Source organism: Pseudomonas sp. TE24901, from assembly GCF_054058375.1.
The window spans coordinates 278,827-299,306 of record NZ_JBSSAF010000004.1; the positions used below are offsets into that span (position 1 = coordinate 278,827).

Annotated in this window: 19 protein-coding genes; 10 read left to right on the plus strand and 9 right to left on the minus strand. The window is 52.5% G+C overall.

The genetic code is table 11. The features are described 5' to 3' along the window. Positions 1-43: 43 nt before the first annotated feature. The 10 genes from ACVWVP_RS10050 (at position 44) to ACVWVP_RS10095 (ending at position 10,979) form a co-directional block, all read left to right on the plus strand. Positions 44-1,876, plus strand: a complete 1,833-nt coding sequence (locus tag ACVWVP_RS10050) for a thiamine pyrophosphate-binding protein (protein ID WP_457405544.1) — start codon at positions 44-46, stop codon at positions 1,874-1,876. Positions 1,877-1,896: 20 nt separating this feature from the next. Beyond that, the gene (locus tag ACVWVP_RS10055; RefSeq protein ID WP_457405546.1) at positions 1,897-2,940 is read left to right on the plus strand and encodes an NAD-dependent epimerase/dehydratase family protein; all 1,044 of its coding nucleotides are present in this window, start codon (positions 1,897-1,899) and stop codon (positions 2,938-2,940) included. Continuing rightward, complete coding sequence (locus tag ACVWVP_RS10060) at positions 2,937-3,875, plus strand: FkbM family methyltransferase (RefSeq protein WP_178919902.1); 939 nt, start codon at positions 2,937-2,939, stop codon at positions 3,873-3,875. The genes ACVWVP_RS10055 and ACVWVP_RS10060 overlap by 4 nt, the downstream gene beginning before the upstream one ends. A 38-nt stretch (positions 3,876-3,913) precedes the next feature. After that, positions 3,914-4,816, plus strand: coding sequence for an acetaldehyde dehydrogenase (acetylating) (locus ACVWVP_RS10065; RefSeq protein WP_178919901.1), 903 nt, complete (start codon positions 3,914-3,916; stop codon positions 4,814-4,816). Next, positions 4,809-5,816, plus strand: a complete 1,008-nt coding sequence (dmpG, locus tag ACVWVP_RS10070; RefSeq protein WP_457405549.1) for a 4-hydroxy-2-oxovalerate aldolase — start codon at positions 4,809-4,811, stop codon at positions 5,814-5,816. The genes ACVWVP_RS10065 and dmpG overlap by 8 nt, the downstream gene beginning before the upstream one ends. Positions 5,817-5,933: 117 nt before the next feature. Next, the gene (locus ACVWVP_RS10075; RefSeq protein WP_372339901.1) at positions 5,934-7,253 is read left to right on the plus strand and encodes a hypothetical protein; all 1,320 of its coding nucleotides are present in this window, start codon (positions 5,934-5,936) and stop codon (positions 7,251-7,253) included. Continuing rightward, positions 7,250-8,236 (plus strand): glycosyltransferase family 2 protein, encoded by a 987-nt coding sequence (locus ACVWVP_RS10080; protein WP_457405552.1) that lies wholly within the window; start codon positions 7,250-7,252, stop codon positions 8,234-8,236. The genes ACVWVP_RS10075 and ACVWVP_RS10080 overlap by 4 nt, the downstream gene beginning before the upstream one ends. 48 nt (positions 8,237-8,284) lie before the next feature. Further along, the gene (locus ACVWVP_RS10085; RefSeq protein ID WP_457405555.1) at positions 8,285-8,929 is read left to right on the plus strand and encodes a DapH/DapD/GlmU-related protein; all 645 of its coding nucleotides are present in this window, start codon (positions 8,285-8,287) and stop codon (positions 8,927-8,929) included. A 42-nt stretch (positions 8,930-8,971) separates the two neighbouring features. Then, positions 8,972-9,769, plus strand: coding sequence for a glycosyltransferase (locus ACVWVP_RS10090; RefSeq protein WP_457405558.1), 798 nt, complete (start codon positions 8,972-8,974; stop codon positions 9,767-9,769). Beyond that, positions 9,762-10,979 (plus strand): glycosyltransferase family protein, encoded by a 1,218-nt coding sequence (locus ACVWVP_RS10095; protein WP_178919896.1) that lies wholly within the window; start codon positions 9,762-9,764, stop codon positions 10,977-10,979. The genes ACVWVP_RS10090 and ACVWVP_RS10095 overlap by 8 nt, the downstream gene beginning before the upstream one ends. A 65-nt stretch (positions 10,980-11,044) precedes the next feature. On the opposite strand, the gene ACVWVP_RS10100 is transcribed toward ACVWVP_RS10095, so the two are convergent. From ACVWVP_RS10100 to ACVWVP_RS10140, 9 genes are all read right to left on the minus strand, one after another. Next, the gene (locus ACVWVP_RS10100; RefSeq protein WP_178919895.1) at positions 11,045-13,039 is read right to left on the minus strand and encodes a polysaccharide biosynthesis protein; all 1,995 of its coding nucleotides are present in this window, start codon (positions 13,037-13,039) and stop codon (positions 11,045-11,047) included. Positions 13,040-13,132: 93 nt separating this feature from the next. After that, on the minus strand, positions 13,133-14,146 hold the full coding sequence (locus ACVWVP_RS10105; protein WP_457405562.1) for an MraY family glycosyltransferase: 1,014 nt from the start codon (positions 14,144-14,146) through the stop codon (positions 13,133-13,135). Positions 14,147-14,275: 129 nt separating this feature from the next. Further along, a complete protein-coding gene (locus ACVWVP_RS10110; RefSeq protein WP_457405564.1) occupies positions 14,276-15,541 on the minus strand; it encodes a glycosyltransferase family 4 protein in 1,266 nt (421 codons plus the stop codon). Continuing rightward, positions 15,542-16,672 carry a non-hydrolyzing UDP-N-acetylglucosamine 2-epimerase gene (wecB, locus tag ACVWVP_RS10115; RefSeq protein ID WP_457405567.1) on the minus strand — a complete coding sequence of 377 codons (1,131 nt, stop codon included), beginning with the start codon at positions 16,670-16,672 and terminating at the stop codon, positions 15,542-15,544. A gap of 55 nt (positions 16,673-16,727) precedes the next feature. Then, the gene (wbjC, locus tag ACVWVP_RS10120; RefSeq protein WP_457405569.1) at positions 16,728-17,846 is read right to left on the minus strand and encodes a UDP-2-acetamido-2,6-beta-L-arabino-hexul-4-ose reductase; all 1,119 of its coding nucleotides are present in this window, start codon (positions 17,844-17,846) and stop codon (positions 16,728-16,730) included. Positions 17,847-17,849: 3 nt separating this feature from the next. Continuing rightward, positions 17,850-18,884 carry a polysaccharide biosynthesis protein gene (locus ACVWVP_RS10125; RefSeq protein WP_178919890.1) on the minus strand — a complete coding sequence of 345 codons (1,035 nt, stop codon included), beginning with the start codon at positions 18,882-18,884 and terminating at the stop codon, positions 17,850-17,852. A gap of 533 nt (positions 18,885-19,417) precedes the next feature. Next, entirely contained in the window at positions 19,418-19,648 is a 231-nt protein-coding gene (locus ACVWVP_RS10130; RefSeq protein ID WP_178919889.1) for a LapA family protein, read from the minus strand. 20 nt (positions 19,649-19,668) lie between these two features. Beyond that, positions 19,669-19,965 carry an integration host factor subunit beta gene (gene ihfB / locus ACVWVP_RS10135; protein WP_003218804.1) on the minus strand — a complete coding sequence of 99 codons (297 nt, stop codon included), beginning with the start codon at positions 19,963-19,965 and terminating at the stop codon, positions 19,669-19,671. A 132-nt stretch (positions 19,966-20,097) separates the two neighbouring features. Beyond that, positions 20,098-20,382 carry a hypothetical protein gene (locus ACVWVP_RS10140; RefSeq protein ID WP_178919888.1) on the minus strand — a complete coding sequence of 95 codons (285 nt, stop codon included), beginning with the start codon at positions 20,380-20,382 and terminating at the stop codon, positions 20,098-20,100. Positions 20,383-20,480: the final 98 nt, after the last annotated feature.

Genomic DNA, 20,480 nt, shown 5'->3' on the forward strand with positions numbered 1-20,480 from the left:
CGGGTCTTCGATCAGGCTGAGCGTCCATCGACGGAGTTTTAAAATGCAAGCACAGGAAAAAATAAAAGTAAGCGAGCAGATTGCTGAAGCACTGGAGAACCTGGGCATCACCCACGCGTTCGGGATTATCGGCGCTGGCAACGTTCATCTTTTTGAAGCCATCAGCCGTCGTGGCTACACAGAAATTGTCTGTGTACACCATGAACAGGCCGCTTGCATGGCAGTACAAACCTACTACCGTACCAACGGCCGCCTTTGCGCCGCATTGCTGACGACGGGCGCCGGCTCCACCAATGGCGTCACCGGGGTGGTCTCCGCCTGGGCCGACTCCATTCCGTGCCTGGTTATCGCAGGCAATGAACACTCCAAGCATTGCTCGGTGGATAACCCACTGCGCATGTGGGGCGTCCAGGGTTACGACTCCTGCCAGATGGTGAGCCGAGTCTGTAAATACACCCAGCGCGTCACCCAGCCGGAACAAGCGGTCTACGAACTCGAAAAAGCCGTACACGTCGCGCTGGAAGGCCGCCCGGGCCCAACTTGGATCGAAATACCGATGGACATCCAGTCCAGCCGCATTCCGGCCAACGAGATGACACATTTCCAGGCCCCCCCTGTCGATAAAACAATCAGCGCTGATCTGACCGCGCAGGTTGACAGTGTTGTAGCCGCCCTGCTCAACGCCGAGCGACCACTCCTTTGGCTGGGCAATGGCATCCGTTTGGCGGGTGCCGAAAAGCGAATTGCGCCGTTACTGGAGAAACTTGGTACACCCAGCCTGGTCTCTTGGGCGGGTATCGACATGATCGACTCCGATCACCCCTTGGTGTTCGGGCGCGCCGGTGTCTACGGCCAGCGCTCGGCAAACTTTATCCTGCAAAACAGTGATTACGTACTTGCCATCGGTACCCGCCTGGCCATACCCCAGGTTGGTTATGACCTGACCGAACTGGCACGTGAAGCGCGGATTGACGTGGTAGACATCAGCCGTGAAGAGGCGATCAAGAATGCTTCACGCACCCAGGAAGTCATCGTCTGCGACGCCGCTGTCTTTATCGAAGCCTTGATAGCGCGTCTGGAGCCGTTGACAATTCCCTCAAAGGCGCCATGGCTGGCGCAATGTGAAGCCTACGAAGCGCAGTTCCCTTGGGTCGCTGAAGAGCATGCCGACAAAGGCGGCTTTATCAACTCCTATCGCTTCATGGAGCGCCTGAATCGCGCATTCAAACCGAACCAAATCGTCGTTACCGATATGGGCACCGCCCTGTTGTGCGGGCACCAAGTACTGCGCCTGAAAGATGGCCAGCGCCTGATGACCTCTACCGGCCTGGGTGAAATGGGCTATGGGCTGCCCGCGGCGCTGGGGGTATCGTTTGCCACCGATCGGGGCGAAGTCATGTGCCTCAACTGTGACGGCGGCATGATGATGAACCTGCAGGAACTGCAAACCATCGTGCATCACCAGTTGCCAATCAAGCTGTTTATCTTCAACAACGATGGCTACTTGATGATCAAGCACACCCAGAACTCATTATTCAAAGGCTCTTACGTGGGGACCGACCGGACCTCCGGCGTTTCGTGCCCAGACTTCTCAAAATTGGCGACGGGCTTTGGCATCCCGTCTTGCCAGATTCGTCACTGGGATGACGTGGACGCAGCGTTGGAAAAAGTGCAGGCCGCAACTGGGCCGATTATCTGCGAGGTGTTTATGCACCCCGAGCAACTGTTCTCGCCCAAGCTCTCTGTGATAGTGAAAGAGGATGGTTCGCTGGTTTCTCCGCCACTGGAAGATCTCTCGCCATTGATCCCACGTGACCAGCTGGAAAGTGCCATGCTCCAGGGGATGCATGAAAAATCCAAGACGTTAGGCGCTTAAACCCGCCTATGGAAAACATCGTGCGCAATGCCATCGTCGCAAGCGACTTGCTGGCAATAACGACCCAATACGCACTGCCCTGGCATCGCCTCAAAGGACAGAAGGTGCTCATCACGGGCGCTTCGGGTTTTCTTGCCGCCTACATGGTGGAAACGTTGTTGTTTCTCAACGAAACCCAAGGGCTGGAGATTCAGATCTTCGCCCTGGTGCGCAGCCGGCAGCGCTTTGAACGCAGATTTGCACATGCCATGGGCAGAGCGGATTTAATTTGTATAGAGCAAGACGTCAGCGAGCCTTTGGCATTCGATGTGCGCCCCGATTACATTGTTCACGCCGCCAGCCAGGCCAGCCCCAAGTACTACTCGACCGACCCGATTGGCACCTTGAGCGCCAACACACTCGGGACAGCAGCGTTACTGAAGCGTGCAGCCGAGAGCGGATCGAAAGGGTTTCTCTTCTTCAGCAGCGGCGAAGTATACGGTCAGACGGATAGTGTACCGACCTCCGAGAGAGATTTCGGGTTCGTCGACCCCACGTCAGTCCGTGCCTGCTACGCGGAAAGCAAACGAATGGGTGAGAACATGTGCATCAGCTGGCAGCATCAGGCAGGTGTGCCGGCGACCATCGTCAGGCCGTTTCACACCTACGGCCCTCACATGTTATTGAATGACGGCAGGGTTTATGCTGATTTTGTGGCCAATATCCTGAATAATCAGCCCATTACCATGAAAGGCGACGGCACGGCTCGGCGCGCTTTCTGCTACGCCGCAGACGCGGTTGCAGGTTTCTGGACGGTGTTGTTCAACGGCGCCCACGGCGAGGCATACAATGTCGGCAACCCAGAGGGAGAAATCAGTATCCGAGAGCTGGCCGAAATGCTGGCGGGGTTGTATCCCGAGAAAAAGTTGAGTGTCTTGTTTGCTGCCCGAGAAAATGACAGCACGTACTTAGTAAGTCCCATTGTAAGAAATTGCCCAGATATCGCTAAAGTCAAAAAGCTAGGATGGCTCCCCCGGACCTCTGTCCGTGAGGGCTTCAAAAAAACAATTGAGAGCTACACATGAAGAATATGGAAGAGATGCGTCAGTGTTTTGAAAACCAAGCATTGAGCAAACCTGACTATATAGATGGAATGTACAACGACTTCCATAGCACACTCTTTTCTTACGCATCATGGTTGCAAGAAACAAACGTTGCTCGTATTGAAATCACCGACGCAAAGGTGATCATGACGTCGCGTGACAACGGAATAAAAATTGTATGCCCCGAGTTTGACAAGCGCGTTGCGCCGGTTGAGATTCTCAATTTCGGCGATTATGAGCTGATCGATTCAAACATGATCATGAAACTGGTCAAGCCGAATGCATGCGTACTGGATATTGGCGCAAACATGGGGTGGTATGCCCTCAACATCGCCAAAAAAAATCCAGGTGTCAGTGTCTACGCTTTCGAACCCATTGATTCCACGTATCTGGCACTTCAGGAAAACGTGCGAATCAACGAATTGAATAACATCAAGACCTTCAATTTCGGTTTTTCTTCGGAAGAAAAAACTCTAGAGTTCTATTTCTACCCCGGCGGCTCCGGGAACGCTTCTTCAGCTAACTTGAGCGGTCGCTCCGACGTCAAGAAAATCACTTGCGACGTCAAAGTACTCGACGACACGTCAACACAATTGAATCTGCCTAAAGTCGACTTCATCAAATGTGACGTCGAAGGCGCCGAGCTTTTTGTCTTCCAGGGTGCACTGAAGTTACTGGCCCAGGACAAGCCTATTGTATTCACTGAAATGCTGCGAAAATGGGCAGCAAAATTTGACTACCACCCCAACCAGATCATTGAGCTGTTTCACGGGCTGGGCTACCAATGTTTCACCGCTGACCCTGAAGGAAAACTTCGCGCGTTCGGCCTGATGGATGAGCAGACGCAAGAAACGAACTTCTTCTTCTTGCACGAAACACAGCATGCGCTTGAGATCAAAGAGCTACTGGTAAACTAACGACTTGCTTTGAATATGCGCTTCCTTGGATGTATGTAATGGTCACTAAAAAAGTACTGAAAGTAGCTATTATCGGTTCGGGCAATATTGGTACCGATCTGCTCGTTAAGATAATGCGCTCTCAGCATCTCGTGTGTACGCTTTTCGCCGGGCGCAACTACTCGTCGGCCGGCATGAAAAGAGCAGCCGAGCTAGGCATTCCAACATCCGATAAGGGTATTGATGCGATTCTCGTGTCGCCTGACGTATGCGACCTGGTTTTTGATGCGACTTCCGCTCATGCCCATGTTGGGCACTGGGATGCATTGCGTAAACTCGGAAAGACCGTCATCGACATGACCCCGGCAAAGCTGGGCGTCTTCTGCATCCCAGCCATTAACGCCGAGGAATGCGTAAGTGGAGACGCTCAGAACATCAATATGATTACCTGCGGCGGGCAATCATCTATCCCGATCGCCAGCGCGATCGCCGCCGTTCATGCCAATGTGGACTACATCGAAGTTGTCTCCAGCATTGCCTCGCTCAGTGCGGGGCCGGCAACTCGAGCCAACCTCGATGAGTACATAGAAACCACTGAAGATGCATTGATGCGTTTCTCAGGCGCGCAGAGGACCAAGGCTATCCTGATCCTGAACCCGGCCAACCCGCCGATCGACATGCAGACTACTATCTACGCCAAGATCGCCAACCCTGACATCCCTGCAATTCGTCAGTCGGTGGAGGCAATGGTTGCGAAGCTTAAGGAGTATGTTCCGGGCTACGCGCTGATCGTACCGCCGACGATTGAAGGAGACCGGGTACTGACGACCATAAAAGTCGTGGGCAACGGCGATTACCTGCCACAGTATGCCGGCAACCTGGACATCATCAACTGTGCGGCCATTGCAGTCGCAGAAATGATCGCGACATCCGCACACGCCAAGGAAAAACTGCATGCCTAAGCAAATTCTCATTACAGATCCCACATTGCGCGATGGTAACCACGCAGTGGGTCACAAATTGGGAGCGGAGGCGTTCATCGCTTATTGCAAGGCAGCCGAGGCCGCGAATGTACCGATTATCGAGGTCGGCCATGGCAATGGTCTCGGTGGCTCCTCCATGCTTGTCGGGGAAAGTCGCCTCAGCGACCCGGAAATTTTCAGAATCTCCCGCGAGCACCTCATTAACACCCGACTGGCCATTCACGTCATTCCGGGTTTTTGCACTATCAAAAAAGACCTGAGCAAGGCTGTCGAACTCGGTGTCGACGTGTTCCGGATCGCCGCCCACTGCACCGAGGCCGATGTTACGCAGCGTCATATCGGCTATGTTCGAGAGTCGGGTAAGGAGGCCTGGGGCATCCTAATGATGACGCACATGGCTAGCCCCGAAGTACTGCTTGAAGAAGCCAGGAAGATGGAATCCTATGGGGCGCAGGCCATTGTCATCATGGACTCTGCGGGCGCCCAGATGGTCGATGATGTAAAAGCCCGCATCAGCGCTCTGGTAGGTGGTCTGTCCATCCCTGTCGGCTTCCACGGCCACAATAATCTTGGAATGGCTGTTATCAACTCCGTAACAGCGGTCAATGAAGGCGCGACCATTCTCGATGGCACTATCCGTGGATTTGGCGCTGGCGCTGGCAATACCCAACTTGAAGTACTCGTTGGGATACTGCACAAACTGGGATATGACACAGGGATTGATCTGTTCAAAATTCTCGATGCCGCTACGATGGCCGAAAAGGAGCTGGGCTTTATCGCCCCCTCCATCTCCCCGATTTCCATCGTGAGTGGCCTCGCGGGCGTTTTCTCTGGCTTTGCCAAACCCGTGGCCAGAGCGGCCGCAGAGTTCGATGTAGACCCAAGGGACGTGTTTTTTCGATTGGGCGAACGCAAAGCAGTTGCTGGCCAGGAAAGCCTGATTATCGAAGTTGCCAAAGAGTTGGCCGCGAAGCAGTGATCTACGGCAATACAGTATTCGGGGCACGGTCATGTCCAAATGGGATGTTGGTCGGGAGCCCCGAACACCACTTCACGTCCACCTTCAAAAGTTGAAAAATAGAATGTGCCACCAGCCGTGAAAAATAAGCTGCTCAAAACACTACTGAGCTACGATGTCCGTCACTCTGCCATCAATCAGCTCTGGAGATTGTTTTCCGGACCTCTGCTGTTGCTATTAGTCCCCCTTTACCTCTCTGCAGAAGCTCAAGGTTACTGGTACACATTTATTAGCCTTGCCGCCCTGGCAGTATTCGCCGACATGGGATTCTCTTCAATACTGCTGCTGTATTCATCCCACGAGTTCGCGCACCTCAAGTTCAATCCTGATAAGACACTCACAGGTAATACCCAGCACTTGGCCCGTTTGGCCACCCTTGGAAAATTTGCCTTGAAGTGGTCAAGTGCAATGGCCATCGTGATTTTCCCTCTGGTCTTGGTGGCGGGGTACTTTTTTCTGAACAGCAAAGGCTCATCTATCAACTGGCAGCTGCCCTGGCTCATCTATGGTGCGGCATCAGTATTGGTGTTCCTGAACAGCATGTTGCTATCGTTTATCGAGGGGTGCGACAGTGTTGGTGATGTGCAAAAAATCCGCTTCTACATCAGCGTAAGCACCGTCACCGTGACCGCACTTCTGCTGTTCTGCGGGGAAGAACTCTACGCACTGGCGATAGCCTTGCTAGCCGGTGCAATAACAGGCTTGGCACTGATCGGACACCGCTATAAAAAAATGCTGCAACAGCTTTGTATCGCTAGTAGGAACAACCACCACGCGTGGGCCCCCGAAATCATGCCACTGATGTGGCGATTTGCCGTCAGTTGGATAAGCGGCTACTTCATCCTGTCCATCTTTACCCCTTTGGCATTCCATTTTTATGGAACGGTAGAGGCGGGACAGGTGGGCCTGTCCATGGCGGTATGCATGGCGCTTTTCAGCATCGCGAACATCTGGGTCTCGATCAACACGCCAAAAATGAACATGTATGTTGCGCAGAAAGATTATCCAGCACTGGAAACGACCTTCAAGCGCGCCCTTCTGCTCGCCACACTGACGTATATCCTAGGCCTGGCAACTCTGTTTATAGGCATCGAACTGCTCAAGGGCTACTTGCCGATTGCCAGCCGCCTGCTTTCACACACAGCACTGACGCTGGTGGGACTTGGCTGGCTGATCCAACTGTGGATTAATTCGATGGCTGTTTACATGCGTGCCCACAAACGGGAACCACTGCTCATTGCCTCTGTGGTACAAGGCGTGTACGTAGGAGCAACAACGCTGGCTATCTCCATCTACCTTCCTTTCGACTACCTGTTTCTCGGGTTCTTCAGCGCGCTTTGTTTGGTGATGCCTTGGGTGTACTGGATATTTAAAAATTTCAAGAGATCGCACACATGAGCCCCGTTGGAAACCCTTCACTTTCAATCGTTATTCCGTCCTACAATCGGGCCGACTTTCTTGATCAATCCCTCTCCGTGCACGTCCCACTGGCCCGTAGCCATAACGTGCAGATTTTCATATCAGACAATGCCTCGACCGATAACACACAGGACGTGATCGCCAAGTGGCAAAAAGAATATGGTCTTATTCATAGCCTACGAAGCGAAAGCACGGTAGGTCCCGAGGCCAATTTCGAGAAAGCATTGAAGGCTGCAAACACCCAGTATGTCTGGCTTCTGGGGGACACGTCGCAAATTCCCGAAAACGGTATCGCAACCATACTCAAGCTTATTGAAACCCCAGACAGCTATAGCGCAATAGTCGTCAATCTAATAGATAAAAATACAACGACCAGCAAAAACTATAGCTGCCCAGATACGTTGTTGACCGAGCTTGCCGGAATAATGAGTTGCATGAGTTGCCTTATTTTTAATAAAGAGTTGATCGCCAATGCCGACTTCAACCGGTACATCGGCTCTTATTTTATGCAGACGGGGATCATATTTGAGCATGTTGCACGCAACAATGGGGTGATCCGATGGGAGCACGATGTTTCCATTACGTCGCTCGAAAGTCCAACCTTGCAAAAAAAGAGCTGGGCGCATACGCCGAAGATCTTTGAAGTCGGGATTGAAAAATGGGTGAATTTTGTTTTCTCGCTGCCTTCAAGCTATACGCTGAAGAGTAAACTCTTCGCATGCCGTAGTTTTGCAGCCGTGTCCGGTGCTTTTTCAGTAAGGGGTATGATATCCCTACGCGTTCGCGGATTGTTGAGCTACTCGATCTATAGGCAATTCAAGCAATCCCTTCGCCTGTCCATCCATTACCCACTGTTCATTGTTGCCGTAATTTCAATTGCCCCACGGCCTCTGCTTAAAATCATGGCTAACACTTATCTTCGGCTGACACGCAACCGGTCGCCTGAATCCGGACATGATTAAAATCCACTGTTGGCAAAATCCGTTAAAACCTAAGTACGAGTAAACGCGGTGTCATACTTTCTAAAGAAATTAAAGCAGCACCATCTGTTCATCATCCCTCTTGTGGTGGGACGGTTTCTGTTGGTGTGGCGCGCGTTGATTCACCTCCGAACGCTTCCTGCACCAGGCAGGCGTGCCTACCTTGGCCGTGGCCCCAAGGTCTTTGGACTGGAACACATCACCCTGGGTAACAACTTCAGGGTCGGTGAAGGGCTCTGGCTACACGCCATTCCTCAATACCTAGCGTTCACCTATCAGCCGCATGTCGAGATTGGTGAGAACTTTTCCGCCAGTGATCATCTGCATATAGCGTGCTGCAACAAAATAACGATAGGCCGTAATGTCTTGATGGGCAGCAAGATTCACATCACTGACCATTCTCACGGGGTCTACTCGGGAGAAAACCAATCCAGCCCCTACGAAGCACCTTTCGAACGAAAGCTGGGCAGCAGCGGCCCAGTAACCATTGGCGACAACGTATGGATCGGGGACAATGTCGTGGTGCTCCCCAACACCTCTATCGGCAGTGGATCGATCATCGGCGCCAATAGCGTTGTCGCCAAAGACATCCCCAGTAACGTCATTGCCGTGGGCTGCCCCGCCAAGATAGTAAAAGTATGGAGCGATGAGGAGAGCAAATGGTTAAGTGTATAAGCGTGACCCTGCATGGGTGGCCCCACACATCTAAGGTATGGCATGACGCGTAAGATTGCAGTAGGCATTGTTGTTTATCACGCCGGCAACGAATTGCTACGCCGGCTTGAGCTGGCTTCGACGAATGGATTTGAAGTCTATGTGTTCGACAACTCACCCGACGTTCCCAACGTGCGAGAGTTTTCCGCACTGCATCCGCGCATTCACTATTTTACCTGCGGTAAAAACCTGGGACTGGGTGTAGGTATATCAACGGTATGTGCCAATGCCTATCAACACGGTCAGTCGGCACTGCTGTTTTTTGATCAAGACACTGGGTTCAGCGACGAAACACTGTCCTATGTCGAAACGAACTACATAGACAACATTGATTCCTACAGGGATTTCAGTGCAATCGCTTTCAAAGCCGAAGGCAGAGCGTCGGTACAGGACGTGCCTCTGCTCATAAACAGTGGCAGCCTCTACTTTCTGGAAAAACTAAAAGCCCTTGACTGGATGGACTGCAGCTACTTCGTTGACAGCGTGGATTATAAGCTCTGCCTGGACTCGTTGAATAAAGGCTATCGCATTGGCCTATGCGGCGCCACGCCAGGATTTGATCATGTCACCGAGCAAGCTGACAGCCGCTACCACATAGCCGGCCGCACTTACTCTATGCGGGCTTACTCATGGTCGAGGATAAAAGACACTGTATCCTCAAACTTTAAACTTATTTTTTCTGCGCTAAAAAACTGTCAATTCAGCTTTGCGCTCAGAATTACAAGATTACTGACTCTCTATTGTGCATCTCAGATCCTCGTCAGGGTAATCAATACATTAGGAATCCTTAAACGTGACTGATGAAAAAGGCATGACCGACGTCCGTTCAGCCATTTTTACCGTGTGTAACCTGGCTTACTTGTCCAAAGCCTTGGTGCTGGCCGAGTCGCTGGTTAAATTCGATCAACCCAAGCTGAAGATCTATATTTTTGATCGCAAGGTAGAGATGGATCTGCCCACTCACCTGGCAGAATTCCATTGGGTAGAAGACATCGGACTGGCAGATGTCCGGCACTATGCCTTCAAATACGACATCGTGGAGTTCAGTACGAGCCTGAAGCCCTGGATCACTCTGAAGCTGCTTGAGCAGCACGACAAGGTTATCTTCCTGGACCCCGACACGTGCGTATTCAGCCGCCTTGACAACCTATGGGACGAGCTCGGCACTCACGACATTATTCTAACTCCCCACTACGTCACCCCTCATGTCGAAGGTGATATTGGGATGCTGCGCTTTGGCTCCTTCAATCTGGGCTTTTATGCAGTTTCCAACACGGCTGAAGGTATACGGTTTCTCCAGTGGTGGAATGAACGCTGCCTGGAACATTGCTATTTCGAAACCCAGTTCGGCCTCTCGACCGATCAGAAGTGGGTCAGTATCGCCCCCTGTTTCTTCCCGACACTGCACGTATCATTCAATCTTGGCTACAACGTGGCTTTTTGGAATAGCCATGAACGAACGCTCTCGCCTGACGGCAAGGGGGGCTACACGGTCAACGGAGAATTCCCACTGGTGTTCTTCCACTTCAGCTCGTTTGATGAGAAAAACCCAGAGCTTTTGAGCAAGCGCGCATTCGCGGGAAGAGAGAAAAAGCGCGAGGACTTGCGGGAAGTCAGCGTCTATTACAAGGAGCGTCTCACCAGCTTCTCAGCCTTCCCTTCCAACGCAGTCTATGCGTTTGATTACATGAGTGATGGACAATACATCTCCCCTACGCTGAGAAGAGCTTACGCCAGTGTGCTGGATGAGATGCCCACCGGACACGAGCCTTTTGACGCCAGTGGCCCTGTTTACGCATTTGCCAAGAAGAACTACTTGTTCGAGGCGGGTGGGCAGTACAAGCCTGCCGGGTTCAGCGATGCGCAAACCCATTCTGGAAAGCTCCAGATCATCAACTCGTTGATGAAAGGGATTCTCTACGTTGTAGGCCCCAACCGCTTCATGAACATTTCAAGGTTATTCGTCTATCTGTCGAGTTTCAGACTGAACAGGAAGCTCTGGAAGCTCTAAAGCTTATTGGACTGCAGCGATTTCTGATGGGACCTCAACAGGCCCATCAGAGCAGCCGTGGAGTATCAGACTTCGCGATGTCGCTGAATATGCGTCCAGTCGACAATCTCACCCTCCGGGGTATAGCCGCTGACTGTTTGCTTCAACTGTTGCCTGACGAGCTTGAAATCGCCCGCATCGAGAGCCGCCAACAGCTCTTGCAACCTCACCTTGAGCACTTCCCAGCCCAACAACTCTTCACTGGCGCGCATGATCATCGGATGACGGGTCGCCGTTACGTTGTCGCCAATCAACAACTCTTCATAGAGTTTTTCGCCAGGGCGCAGGCCGCTGAAGTTGATGAGGATATCGCCGTGTGGGTTTTTCTCCGAACGAATACTCAATCCCGACAGATGAATCATCTTTTCGGCGAGCTCTACGATCTTCACAGGCTCGCCCATATCGAGTACGAAAACGTCCCCGCCCTGCCCCATTGACCCCGCCTGGATAACTAGCTGCGCGGCCTCAGGTATGGTCATGAAATAGCGTGTTATTTTCGGATGGGTGACCGTCAGCGGCCCTCCCGCCTGGATCTGTTTGTGGAACAACGGGATAACCGAACCTGACGAGCCCAGTACATTACCAAAGCGAACCATGGTGAAACGGGTCTTGTTAACCCGTGAGATGTTAGACGCGTCACCAAACAATACCGGCGCCAACTCTTTGCTCAAAGCTTGCAACACGAGCTCCGCCAACCGCTTGGTGCTGCCCATGACGTTCGTGGGTCGTACGGCCTTGTCGGTTGAAATGAGCACAAAGTTTTCAACTCCGGCCTGCAGAGCTGCCTGCGCGGTGTTGAGAGTACCAATCACATTGTTGAGAATACCTTCAGCAATGTTGTGCTCAACCATGGGCACATGCTTATAGGCTGCCGCGTGGTAAACCGTATCGACAGACCAAGTGTTCATGACGTCCAGCAGTTTTTCCGGGTGCCGTACCGATCCAAGGATGGGCAGCAACGTGACGTTCAATGCCTCTGACTGAACGCGCTCTTCAAGTTCGGACAGAATGCAATAGAGGTTGTACTCGCTATGATCGAACAACAGCAGACTGGTGGGCTCCAGCGAAAGAATCTGACGGCAGAGCTCCGATCCAATTGAACCGCCCGCACCAGAAACCAGCACCACGCGGTGCTTGATGCACCTCTCCAGCAATTCAGGCTGCGCAGGTACGGGATCTCGGCCTAACAGGTCGGCGATGTCCACTTCCTGGATATCATCGACCTTGACTCGGCCGCTGGCCAAGTCCATGAAGCCGGGCACACTACGGACGTGCAGCGGGTAACCCTCTAGATATCCCAGTATTTCTCTACGACGAGCGCGCGTAGATGAAGGTATCGCCAACAACAATTCTTCGGCGCCGGTCTCATCGATCATTTGCTGTATACGCTTGGGCTTGTACACCTGCAGTCCCGAGATAATACGGTCCGAGATACCGCTATCATCATCGATAAAAGCCACCGGTCGCATTACCCGCCCCATACGCAAGGCAGCGACCAATTGATTACCCGCCGCCCCGGCCCCGTAGATCGCGACCTTTGTGAGTCCGTTATCCCGACTGGTAAAAGGCACATGCTGCGCCGCAGTGAACCAGTCTCCCTGAAAGTATTGGCGCATGGCCAGCCGCAAGCCACCAATGATGACCATGCTCAACCACCAATAGTTGAAAACGATAGAACGTGGCACCACGGTCTGGTGATTGCTGTACAAGTACACCACCAGAGCCAACAACAGTGCAGAGAGGCTGACCGCCTTGATGATCGCGATCAGCGCGTCATTGCCGAAATAACGCATGACCGCCCGGTACATGCCAAAATGGATAAAAAGCGGAATGGCAATAACCGGCGCACTGAGAAACAGCCACAGGTGGACAACAAAGGGGTTGTTGAGATCGTCGAAGCCCAAACGAACGACAAATGCCAGCCACAACGCCCCCCAGACCAGAACGATGTCAGTCGCCACCTGCAAGATGCGTTTTTGCCTGCGCGGCAAGCCCAACAATCGGGCACGTAAACTTTCCATAAACCCTTTTATACCTCAGTCCCTAGTACTGCCGGAAAATGGCAGTTGCGTAAGTGTGCAGAGAACCCTTCAAGCTCCTGCGCCTATCGATTATCACGCGTATTCCGACTCCCCCGCGTGAAATTTGATAGCCAGCACTACCAGTGGAACGTACGCCACTATCAGCCCAAGCACGCCATCAAGCCCCAAGCCGATGCAAACGGCGATAGGCAGTAGCCAAAACAGATTAATGGCCATTACTGCCAGGGTGACCGGCAAATGGCGCCCTACCCGACGCGATGCGTACTGATAGGCGTGACTGCGATGGGCTTCGTAGACTTTGTCGCCCCGCAACAGGCGTCGCACTAAAGTGAAGGTCGCATCTACAATGAACACACCCAGCAAAACCAGCCAAACCCACAACATCTGAGGGGCGACCCAGGCCGCTTGTAACGACAACACAGCGATGACAATGCCGAGGAAACCACTCCCTGCATCGCCCATGAAGATGCGGGCAGGAGGGAAATTCCAGTATAGAAAACCGAGCACGGCGACGGCCAGCAACATCGGCGCAAGCATGAGATCTTGATGCCCTGTCAGCCAGTACACCAAGCATGCTCCTGAACAGGCACAGACGGCCTCGACACTGGCAATTCCGTCAATGCCGTCCATGAAGTTATACAAGTTCAGCATCCACACCAGGTATAAGGCTGCCAGCACATGGCCGAACCACCCCAAGTCCAGCTCAACCCCTATCACGCTGACCGTAGGAAGCCCCCCCATCCAGGACAACGCCCATATTGCGGCACCGAAGTGGGCCAGTAAACGCCAACGGGCTGCGATATGACCATGATCATCGAGAAAGCCAACTATCGCAATGAGTGCTCCGGCCCCCAACAATGGCCAGGCGGCACTCCAACTGACCCAGCCACAAAGTGCCACCAGCACTAAAGCCACTAGATACGTCAACACGATTGCAACGCCACCTCCTCGTGGCGTTGGGACAGAGTGCGAACTGCGACCATTGGGAATATCCATCAAACTACGCGACAACGCGTAACGACGTAGCACCCAAGTCAATAGAAGCGATGCGACAAGCACCACGGAAAACACTAACCAGATGGTCATGTAAGAAGCAGTTCCTGGAACAGATAGAGGCAAAAGGGTTCAGGGCTCATCAATGCCCGGCACTCACAAGCGTTTCACACCAAACAGGTCGTACCTGACCAATGGCGCCAGCAAGCAGTGATTTTTCGGTCATTTTTTGTTCCGCCTCAGGGTGGCTTTTCTGAACAGCTCCTCCAAACGATCGAACAATGTGTCTTTGGAAAAATGCTCAAGGTAATAACGTCTGCCCGACGAGCCCATATTCTCGAGCTCGGTCTTAGGCATAGCACCCATGGTACGCACGATATCCGCCAACCCTGCCGCATCGCCCGAGGCACACGTCATGCCGGCACCTGAGCCAACAACGACTTTGGCCGCTTCACCATCAATCATGGCAATGATGGGCTTGCCTGACGCCAGGTAAGCCTGAACCTTGCCAGGGATGGTTTTCTCAAAGACCTCATTGGTCCGCAACGAAACCAGTAAAGCATCCGCAGCAGCGAACAGCGCCGGCATTTTTTCCAGGGGGTGTCTTCCTAGCAACAGGACGTTATCCAGTCGAGTTTCCGCCACATGTTCGGCTAGCCATTGGCTGGCCCGACCATCCCCCACAATCACCCAGCGTACAGGCAGGTCCGCCTTGACAGCCTTGACTGCGGCCATGATTGCAGGAAAATCCTGAGCATCGCCTATGTTTCCAGCAAAAACGATCGTAAAAAGAGAATCGTCGCGCTGTAGCAGATCAGAAGGCGCCTGAACCTCCGCAGAAAAGTCATCCTCGGCCCAACTGGGAAAGTAAACCAGCCGGTCTTCATCAATCGCACGCGTGCAGTATTGCTTGATGTTCTCGTCGAACGAACGCGACTGCAACAACAAGTAATCAGTACGGTTATAAATCCAAGACACAACTTTACCGACCACCCCCAGCAGCCTTGGGCTATTGACGACCCCAACCGCCCTGAGGCTTTCCGGCCACAGGTCCAACACCCAAACCAGCACCGGAGCTTTTTTCAACCGCCCCAGCAAAAGCGCCGGGATAGCGCCCATGATGGGCGACACGCCGTACACAAAGATCGAATCAAATGGCTGACCGCGCAGCTTGTAACTGCCAATGAGTGAGGCGCTGCTGAAAAACGAAAGGTAATTCAAGGCTAGCGTAACGCTCCACTTACCGCGCGCCAACATTGGAACCCGAATTATGCGAGCTCCGTGATAGCTGGAAAACTGGGCGGGATCGCGTCGAAAATCGGCATAGACCTGCCCTTCCGGATAGTTGGGCAACCCGGTAAGCACCGTTACCTCATGACCTTTGGCGACAAAACCTTCGACCATATTGTTGATGCGCATGTTTTCGGGCCAGAAATACTGGGTCACCACCAGAATCTTAAGCGGTGTTTCCTGGGCAAGTTTGTCCAATCAATATTGCTTCCATACAGTGCGCATGACGTAGTCGCGGTAGCTGTGAACAATCCGCACGACCTTTTCGGCAACATTCGGCATGCTGTAATCCGTGACCAGCCTGAGCGTGCGCTCCTCCCCGGCTGCCTGGCTCTCGAGAAGCTGCAAACCTTGCATGGTACGCTCGACTTCCAGGCCGACCATCATGACCGAAGCCTCTTCCATCCCTTCCGGCCGCTCATGTGCCTCGCGCAGGTTCAAGGCCGGGAAGTTGAGGATCGACGACTCTTCATTAATGGTCCCACTGTCCGACAACACTGCCTTGGCCGTCAGTTGCAGCTTGTTGTAATCCTTGAAACCCAGCGGCTTGAGTAATTGCACATTCTTGTGAAACGCCACGCCCATGGCATCTACACGCTTCTGTGTACGAGGGTGCGTGGTCACAATCACCGGCAGCTCATAATGTGCAGCAACTGTATTTAACACATCGACCAACTTGAGAAAGTTCTTATCGGAATCAATGTTTTCTTCGCGGTGAGCACTGACCACAAAGAATTTGCCAGCCTCCAGGCCGAGGCGCGCCAGAACGTCCGAAGCTTCGATCCCGTCGCGGTAGTAATTGAGCACTTCAAACATTGGGCTGCCGGTCTTAATCACCCTATCTGGAGAAAGCCCCTCGCGAAGCAGGTAGTCACGCGCAATGCTGCTATAGGTCAAATTTATGTCTGCAGTGTGATCGACAATCCGGCGATTGATCTCTTCAGGCACGCGCATATCAAAACAGCGATTACCAGCTTCCATATGAAACGTAGGAATTTTGCGACGCTTGGCCGGGATCACCGCCATACAGCTGTTGGTATCGCCAAGAACCAACAAAGCTTCTGGCTTCACGTCTTCCAGTACTTGGTCGACCGCGATGATTACGTTGCCTATCGTTTGGGCACCTGTCGCACCCGCGGCGTTGAGAAAATGGTCCGGCTTACGGATACCAAGATCCTGGAAAAAAATTTCGTTTAATTCGTAATCGTAGTTTTGCCCGGTATGTACCAGGACATGTTCACAATGCTCGTCCAGTTTGGCTATCACCCGAGACAAGCGGATGATTTCGGGGCGTGTCCCCACAACCGTGACAACTTTCAGCTTTTTCATCTCAACACTCTTCAAGAATCATTGGACCCATGCATTGCCTGATGCACGCCTACGCTCAGGCTTGAGTACCTACCGGCATCGCAAAGGTGTCGGGTCGCTCACGGTCAAAAATCTCGTTAGCCCAGAGCATGACAATCATCTCTTCTTCGCCGACATTGGTAATGTCGTGGGTCCAGCCAGGAACCGTTTCCACGATCTGAGGCTGTTCGCCTTGAGTGAGCAACTCATAAAACTCACCGGATACAATGTGACGGAAACGGAAGCAGGCTTTGCCTTTGATTACGAGGAACTTTTCAGTTTTGCTATGGTGATAGTGACCACCCCGTGTCACGCCAGGGTGTGCGGTGAAGTAGGAAAATTGCCCACTGTCCCGGGTCTTCAGCATTTCAACGAAAACGCCGCGCGGATCACCGTACTTCGGAACGTCATAAGTGAATTGCTCGACGGGTAGATAGCTGACGTAGGTCGAGTAAAGCGCCCGAACCAGGCCGTTGCCAACGGCTTCGCTGATCAACGTGTCGCGACTGTCACGAAATGCGTGCAACTGATCGGCCAGCTCGCCCACGGAAATGCTGTATACCGGCTCAACCTGAGCAACTGAGTCGCGAGACAGGTTCGAGTCCATGACTCGAACGAAGCAGTCAATCACATCGTCGATGTACACCAGGTTGACCATCGCTTGTCGGTCATTGATCTGGATTGGGAGACCTCGGGTGATGTTGTGGCAAAAAGTCGCCACCGCCGAGTTGTAATCTGGCCGAGCCCACTTGCCAAACACATTCGGCAGGCGCAAAACATGAACCCTGGAGCCGTGACTGACTTGCAGATCGTGTAATGCCTGTTCAGCAGCCAGCTTGCTGAGCCCGTAGGGATTGTCCCGATCAGCCTGGGTCGATGAGGTGTAAAGCACTGGCGTTGGTTTACCACTTGCCTTGATGGCCTCACATAGAGCCAAGGTCAAGTCAGTGTTACCCGCCTTGAATTCATCGGACGACTGCGGCCTATTAACGCCAGCGAGGTGGAAAACAAAGTCGACACCGGCAACCAAAGCGGGCAATTGGGCAGTGCCGTTATCGCGAGTAAAGACGGTAACCTTGACATCACTGCGCTCACTTAAATGCGCGATCAGGTTCTTGCCTACAAAACCGTTGGCGCCCGTGATCAGTACCTTCATCGATTACTCCTCCGGCGTAGCAAGTTCGCCACGCTGGATCGCTTGCATGAATTCAAGCTTGAGCAGAAGCCGTTGCATGCCGGCCACATCCAACCTTTCAGTGTTATGGGAATTGTAATCTTCCGTGCGGGAGATCTTTTCTTCGCCTTGCTCTACAAATTTTGAGTAGTTCAAGTCACGTAAATCAGGAGGAATGCGGTAGTAATCGCCCTTGTCTTCAGCGCAGGCCATTTCTTCACGACTCAACAAAGCTTCAAATAGCTTTTCGCCATGGCGCGTACCAATCACCTGAATCGGGTGTTCAGGCTTACCAACCATTGCAGTCAAGGCTTTGGCCAGTGTTTCGACGGTCGCAGCAGGCGCCTTCTGAACAAAAAGATCACCATTGCGACCGTGCTCGAAGGCGTACAACACCAAGTCTACAGCGTCAGCCAACGTCATCATGAAGCGGGTCATACTCGGGTCGGTCAACGTCAAAGCGTTACCCGCACGAATCTGCTCAATGAACAGAGGAATTACAGAACCTCGTGACGCCATGACGTTGCCGTAACGGGTCCCACAGATAACCGTCTTTGCATCATCTACATTGCGGGATTTAGCGACCATTACTTTTTCCATCATAGCCTTGGAGATACCCATGGCATTGATAGGATAAACAGCTTTGTCGGTGCTAAGACAAACCACACGTTTGACCATGTTCTGGATAGCAGCTTCCAGGACATTTTCGGTGCCAATTACGTTGGTCTTGACCGCTTCCATGGGATGGAACTCGCAGGAAGGCACCTGTTTCAGCGCGGCCGCGTGAAAGATGTAGTCCACACCACGAGTGGCGTTGAGAACACTTTGATAGTCGCGTACGTCGCCAATATAGAATTTCAGCTTGGGGTTGGCGTAGCGCTTTCGCATGTCATCCTGCTTCTTCTCGTCGCGGCTGAAGATGCGGATTTCTGCAATGTTACTGTCGAGGAAGCGCTTGAGAACGGCGTTGCCGAATGAACCGGTACCACCGGTGATAAGAAGCGTTTTTCCGCTGAACATAGTAAGTCCTAAAGCAACGCGCACAGCACGACAAGCTTCTAGTCGGCCACTCACCTCAATGCCTGCTGACTAACAAAGCCAATATGCCGCCCCGGAATGCTCAACGGTAAAGAGGTTCAAGGAAAACGTCGAAGCTCGCTAGCAAACAGCCCGAAAAATAAGCGTTGTGTGGTGCAATTAAAAATGAAGGGCATGGAAAGTGGTGACTATTTTAAGGCCTGCATCCTTAAAGTCAAAAGCCAACACAGATACACGATGCGTAAAAACAGGCCTTAGCGATAATTAAGAGGGTGGGATCAAGGCGAGACCATGCAGAGAAATATCGGCGACCGACCTTGCCCCGACATATCGAATTTTTAGCACGAATAAATGCACGCAGGACTCACAAGGCCAATAAAGGTGGAATCCTAAGCTGGGTACACACCACGAGCAGTAATTCAGCCTGCCTTTACAACGAAGACAGAAAAGACATCAAACGTAAAACGACCATGCTGCGCGGCGCTCAATCAAAATATTCGCCCTGCGCAGAAGGATCAGGCTTTCTCGCGTCGCCTCTTAAAGCCCACCACCACACCCAACACAGGACCAATGATCATCCCCACGAACAACGCCAAAATCGTAAAAACCGATACAGGCAATTCGGCGGTGGACCAACTGAAAAATGACAAGGTCGTACGCTGCTGGTTCTCCAGCACAAAGAACACCACAACGAGTACGCAGAACAAAACAGATACAACCGATGCAAAGCGCATGGCTCTAGACATAACGTTCTCCAGAAGGTCAGTCAGACCCCCTCTTCTTCATCTTCATTTACGCGATCCCGCAGTTCCTTGCCCGGTTTGAAATGAGGCACAAATTTTCCGTCAAGGCTAACCGACTGGCCGGTTTTTGGATTACGGCCTACTCGCGGTGCGCGGTAGTGCAACGAAAAACTTCCAAACCCGCGGATCTCGATCCGATCACCAGTCGCCAGGCACTGGGACATTTGCTCAAGCATGGTCTTGATAGCCAGCTCCACATCTTTGGATGAGAGCAGCCCTTGATGGGTGACAATTCGTTCGATCAACTCCGACTTCGTCATATTTTTCCCTTCTTTTTCAAGCAGCTAGGAAAAGCGCTTCGAAGGTTTTAGCATGACTTGATGAATTTGAACAGCCCATACGCCAACTTATCTGCATGATCAATTCATACCAATAAAACGCGCCTTCCATGCTCAATTACACATCACCAGCATCGTCCGAGTCACCGCACCCGCAGGATTCCAGCCAAACAGGTAGTCACCCTCTTCATCCTTGGCATCACTGGACCTGGTAATGACCTTGTAGCCCTGCTGCTTGCACTCACGGGCCGCACGCTTTTCGCACTTGTCCCAGCCGGAACCCAGCCCCGAACAGTCGATCTCGATACCGCTGACGCCGTGCCTGGCGTGAGTCTTGGCACTGGTGGCCGAACACCCTGCCAGCATTACCACGGCGAATACAACTATAAGCCTATTCATTCAAATCCTTATTGAATCAGCGACACAAGAGCGGTTTCTTCAAAGACTATAGTTAGATCTGACCCCGCTCGATAGCCCAAGGTTCTCGGGCGATGATT

What these genes read in the sequence shown, in the direction of transcription:
- ACVWVP_RS10100 (WP_178919895.1), bottom strand. Translation starts at nt 13,039, where the DNA reads ATGGAAAGTTTACGTGCCCGATTGTTGGGCTTGCCGCGCAGGCAAAAA.
- ACVWVP_RS10140 (WP_178919888.1), bottom strand. Translation starts at nt 20,382, where the DNA reads ATGAATAGGCTTATAGTTGTATTCGCCGTGGTAATGCTGGCAGGGTGT.
- ACVWVP_RS10090 (WP_457405558.1), top strand. Translation starts at nt 8,972, where the DNA reads ATGACGCGTAAGATTGCAGTAGGCATTGTTGTTTATCACGCCGGCAAC.
- wecB (WP_457405567.1), bottom strand. Translation starts at nt 16,672, where the DNA reads ATGAAAAAGCTGAAAGTTGTCACGGTTGTGGGGACACGCCCCGAAATC.
- ACVWVP_RS10130 (WP_178919889.1), bottom strand. Translation starts at nt 19,648, where the DNA reads ATGTCTAGAGCCATGCGCTTTGCATCGGTTGTATCTGTTTTGTTCTGC.
- ihfB (WP_003218804.1), bottom strand. Translation starts at nt 19,965, where the DNA reads ATGACGAAGTCGGAGTTGATCGAACGAATTGTCACCCATCAAGGGCTG.
- ACVWVP_RS10105 (WP_457405562.1), bottom strand. Translation starts at nt 14,146, where the DNA reads ATGACCATCTGGTTAGTGTTTTCCGTGGTGCTTGTCGCATCGCTTCTA.
- ACVWVP_RS10050 (WP_457405544.1), top strand. Translation starts at nt 44, where the DNA reads ATGCAAGCACAGGAAAAAATAAAAGTAAGCGAGCAGATTGCTGAAGCA.
- ACVWVP_RS10060 (WP_178919902.1), top strand. Translation starts at nt 2,937, where the DNA reads ATGAAGAATATGGAAGAGATGCGTCAGTGTTTTGAAAACCAAGCATTG.
- dmpG (WP_457405549.1), top strand. Translation starts at nt 4,809, where the DNA reads ATGCCTAAGCAAATTCTCATTACAGATCCCACATTGCGCGATGGTAAC.
- ACVWVP_RS10065 (WP_178919901.1), top strand. Translation starts at nt 3,914, where the DNA reads ATGGTCACTAAAAAAGTACTGAAAGTAGCTATTATCGGTTCGGGCAAT.
- ACVWVP_RS10080 (WP_457405552.1), top strand. Translation starts at nt 7,250, where the DNA reads ATGAGCCCCGTTGGAAACCCTTCACTTTCAATCGTTATTCCGTCCTAC.
- ACVWVP_RS10125 (WP_178919890.1), bottom strand. Translation starts at nt 18,884, where the DNA reads ATGTTCAGCGGAAAAACGCTTCTTATCACCGGTGGTACCGGTTCATTC.
- wbjC (WP_457405569.1), bottom strand. Translation starts at nt 17,846, where the DNA reads ATGAAGGTACTGATCACGGGCGCCAACGGTTTTGTAGGCAAGAACCTG.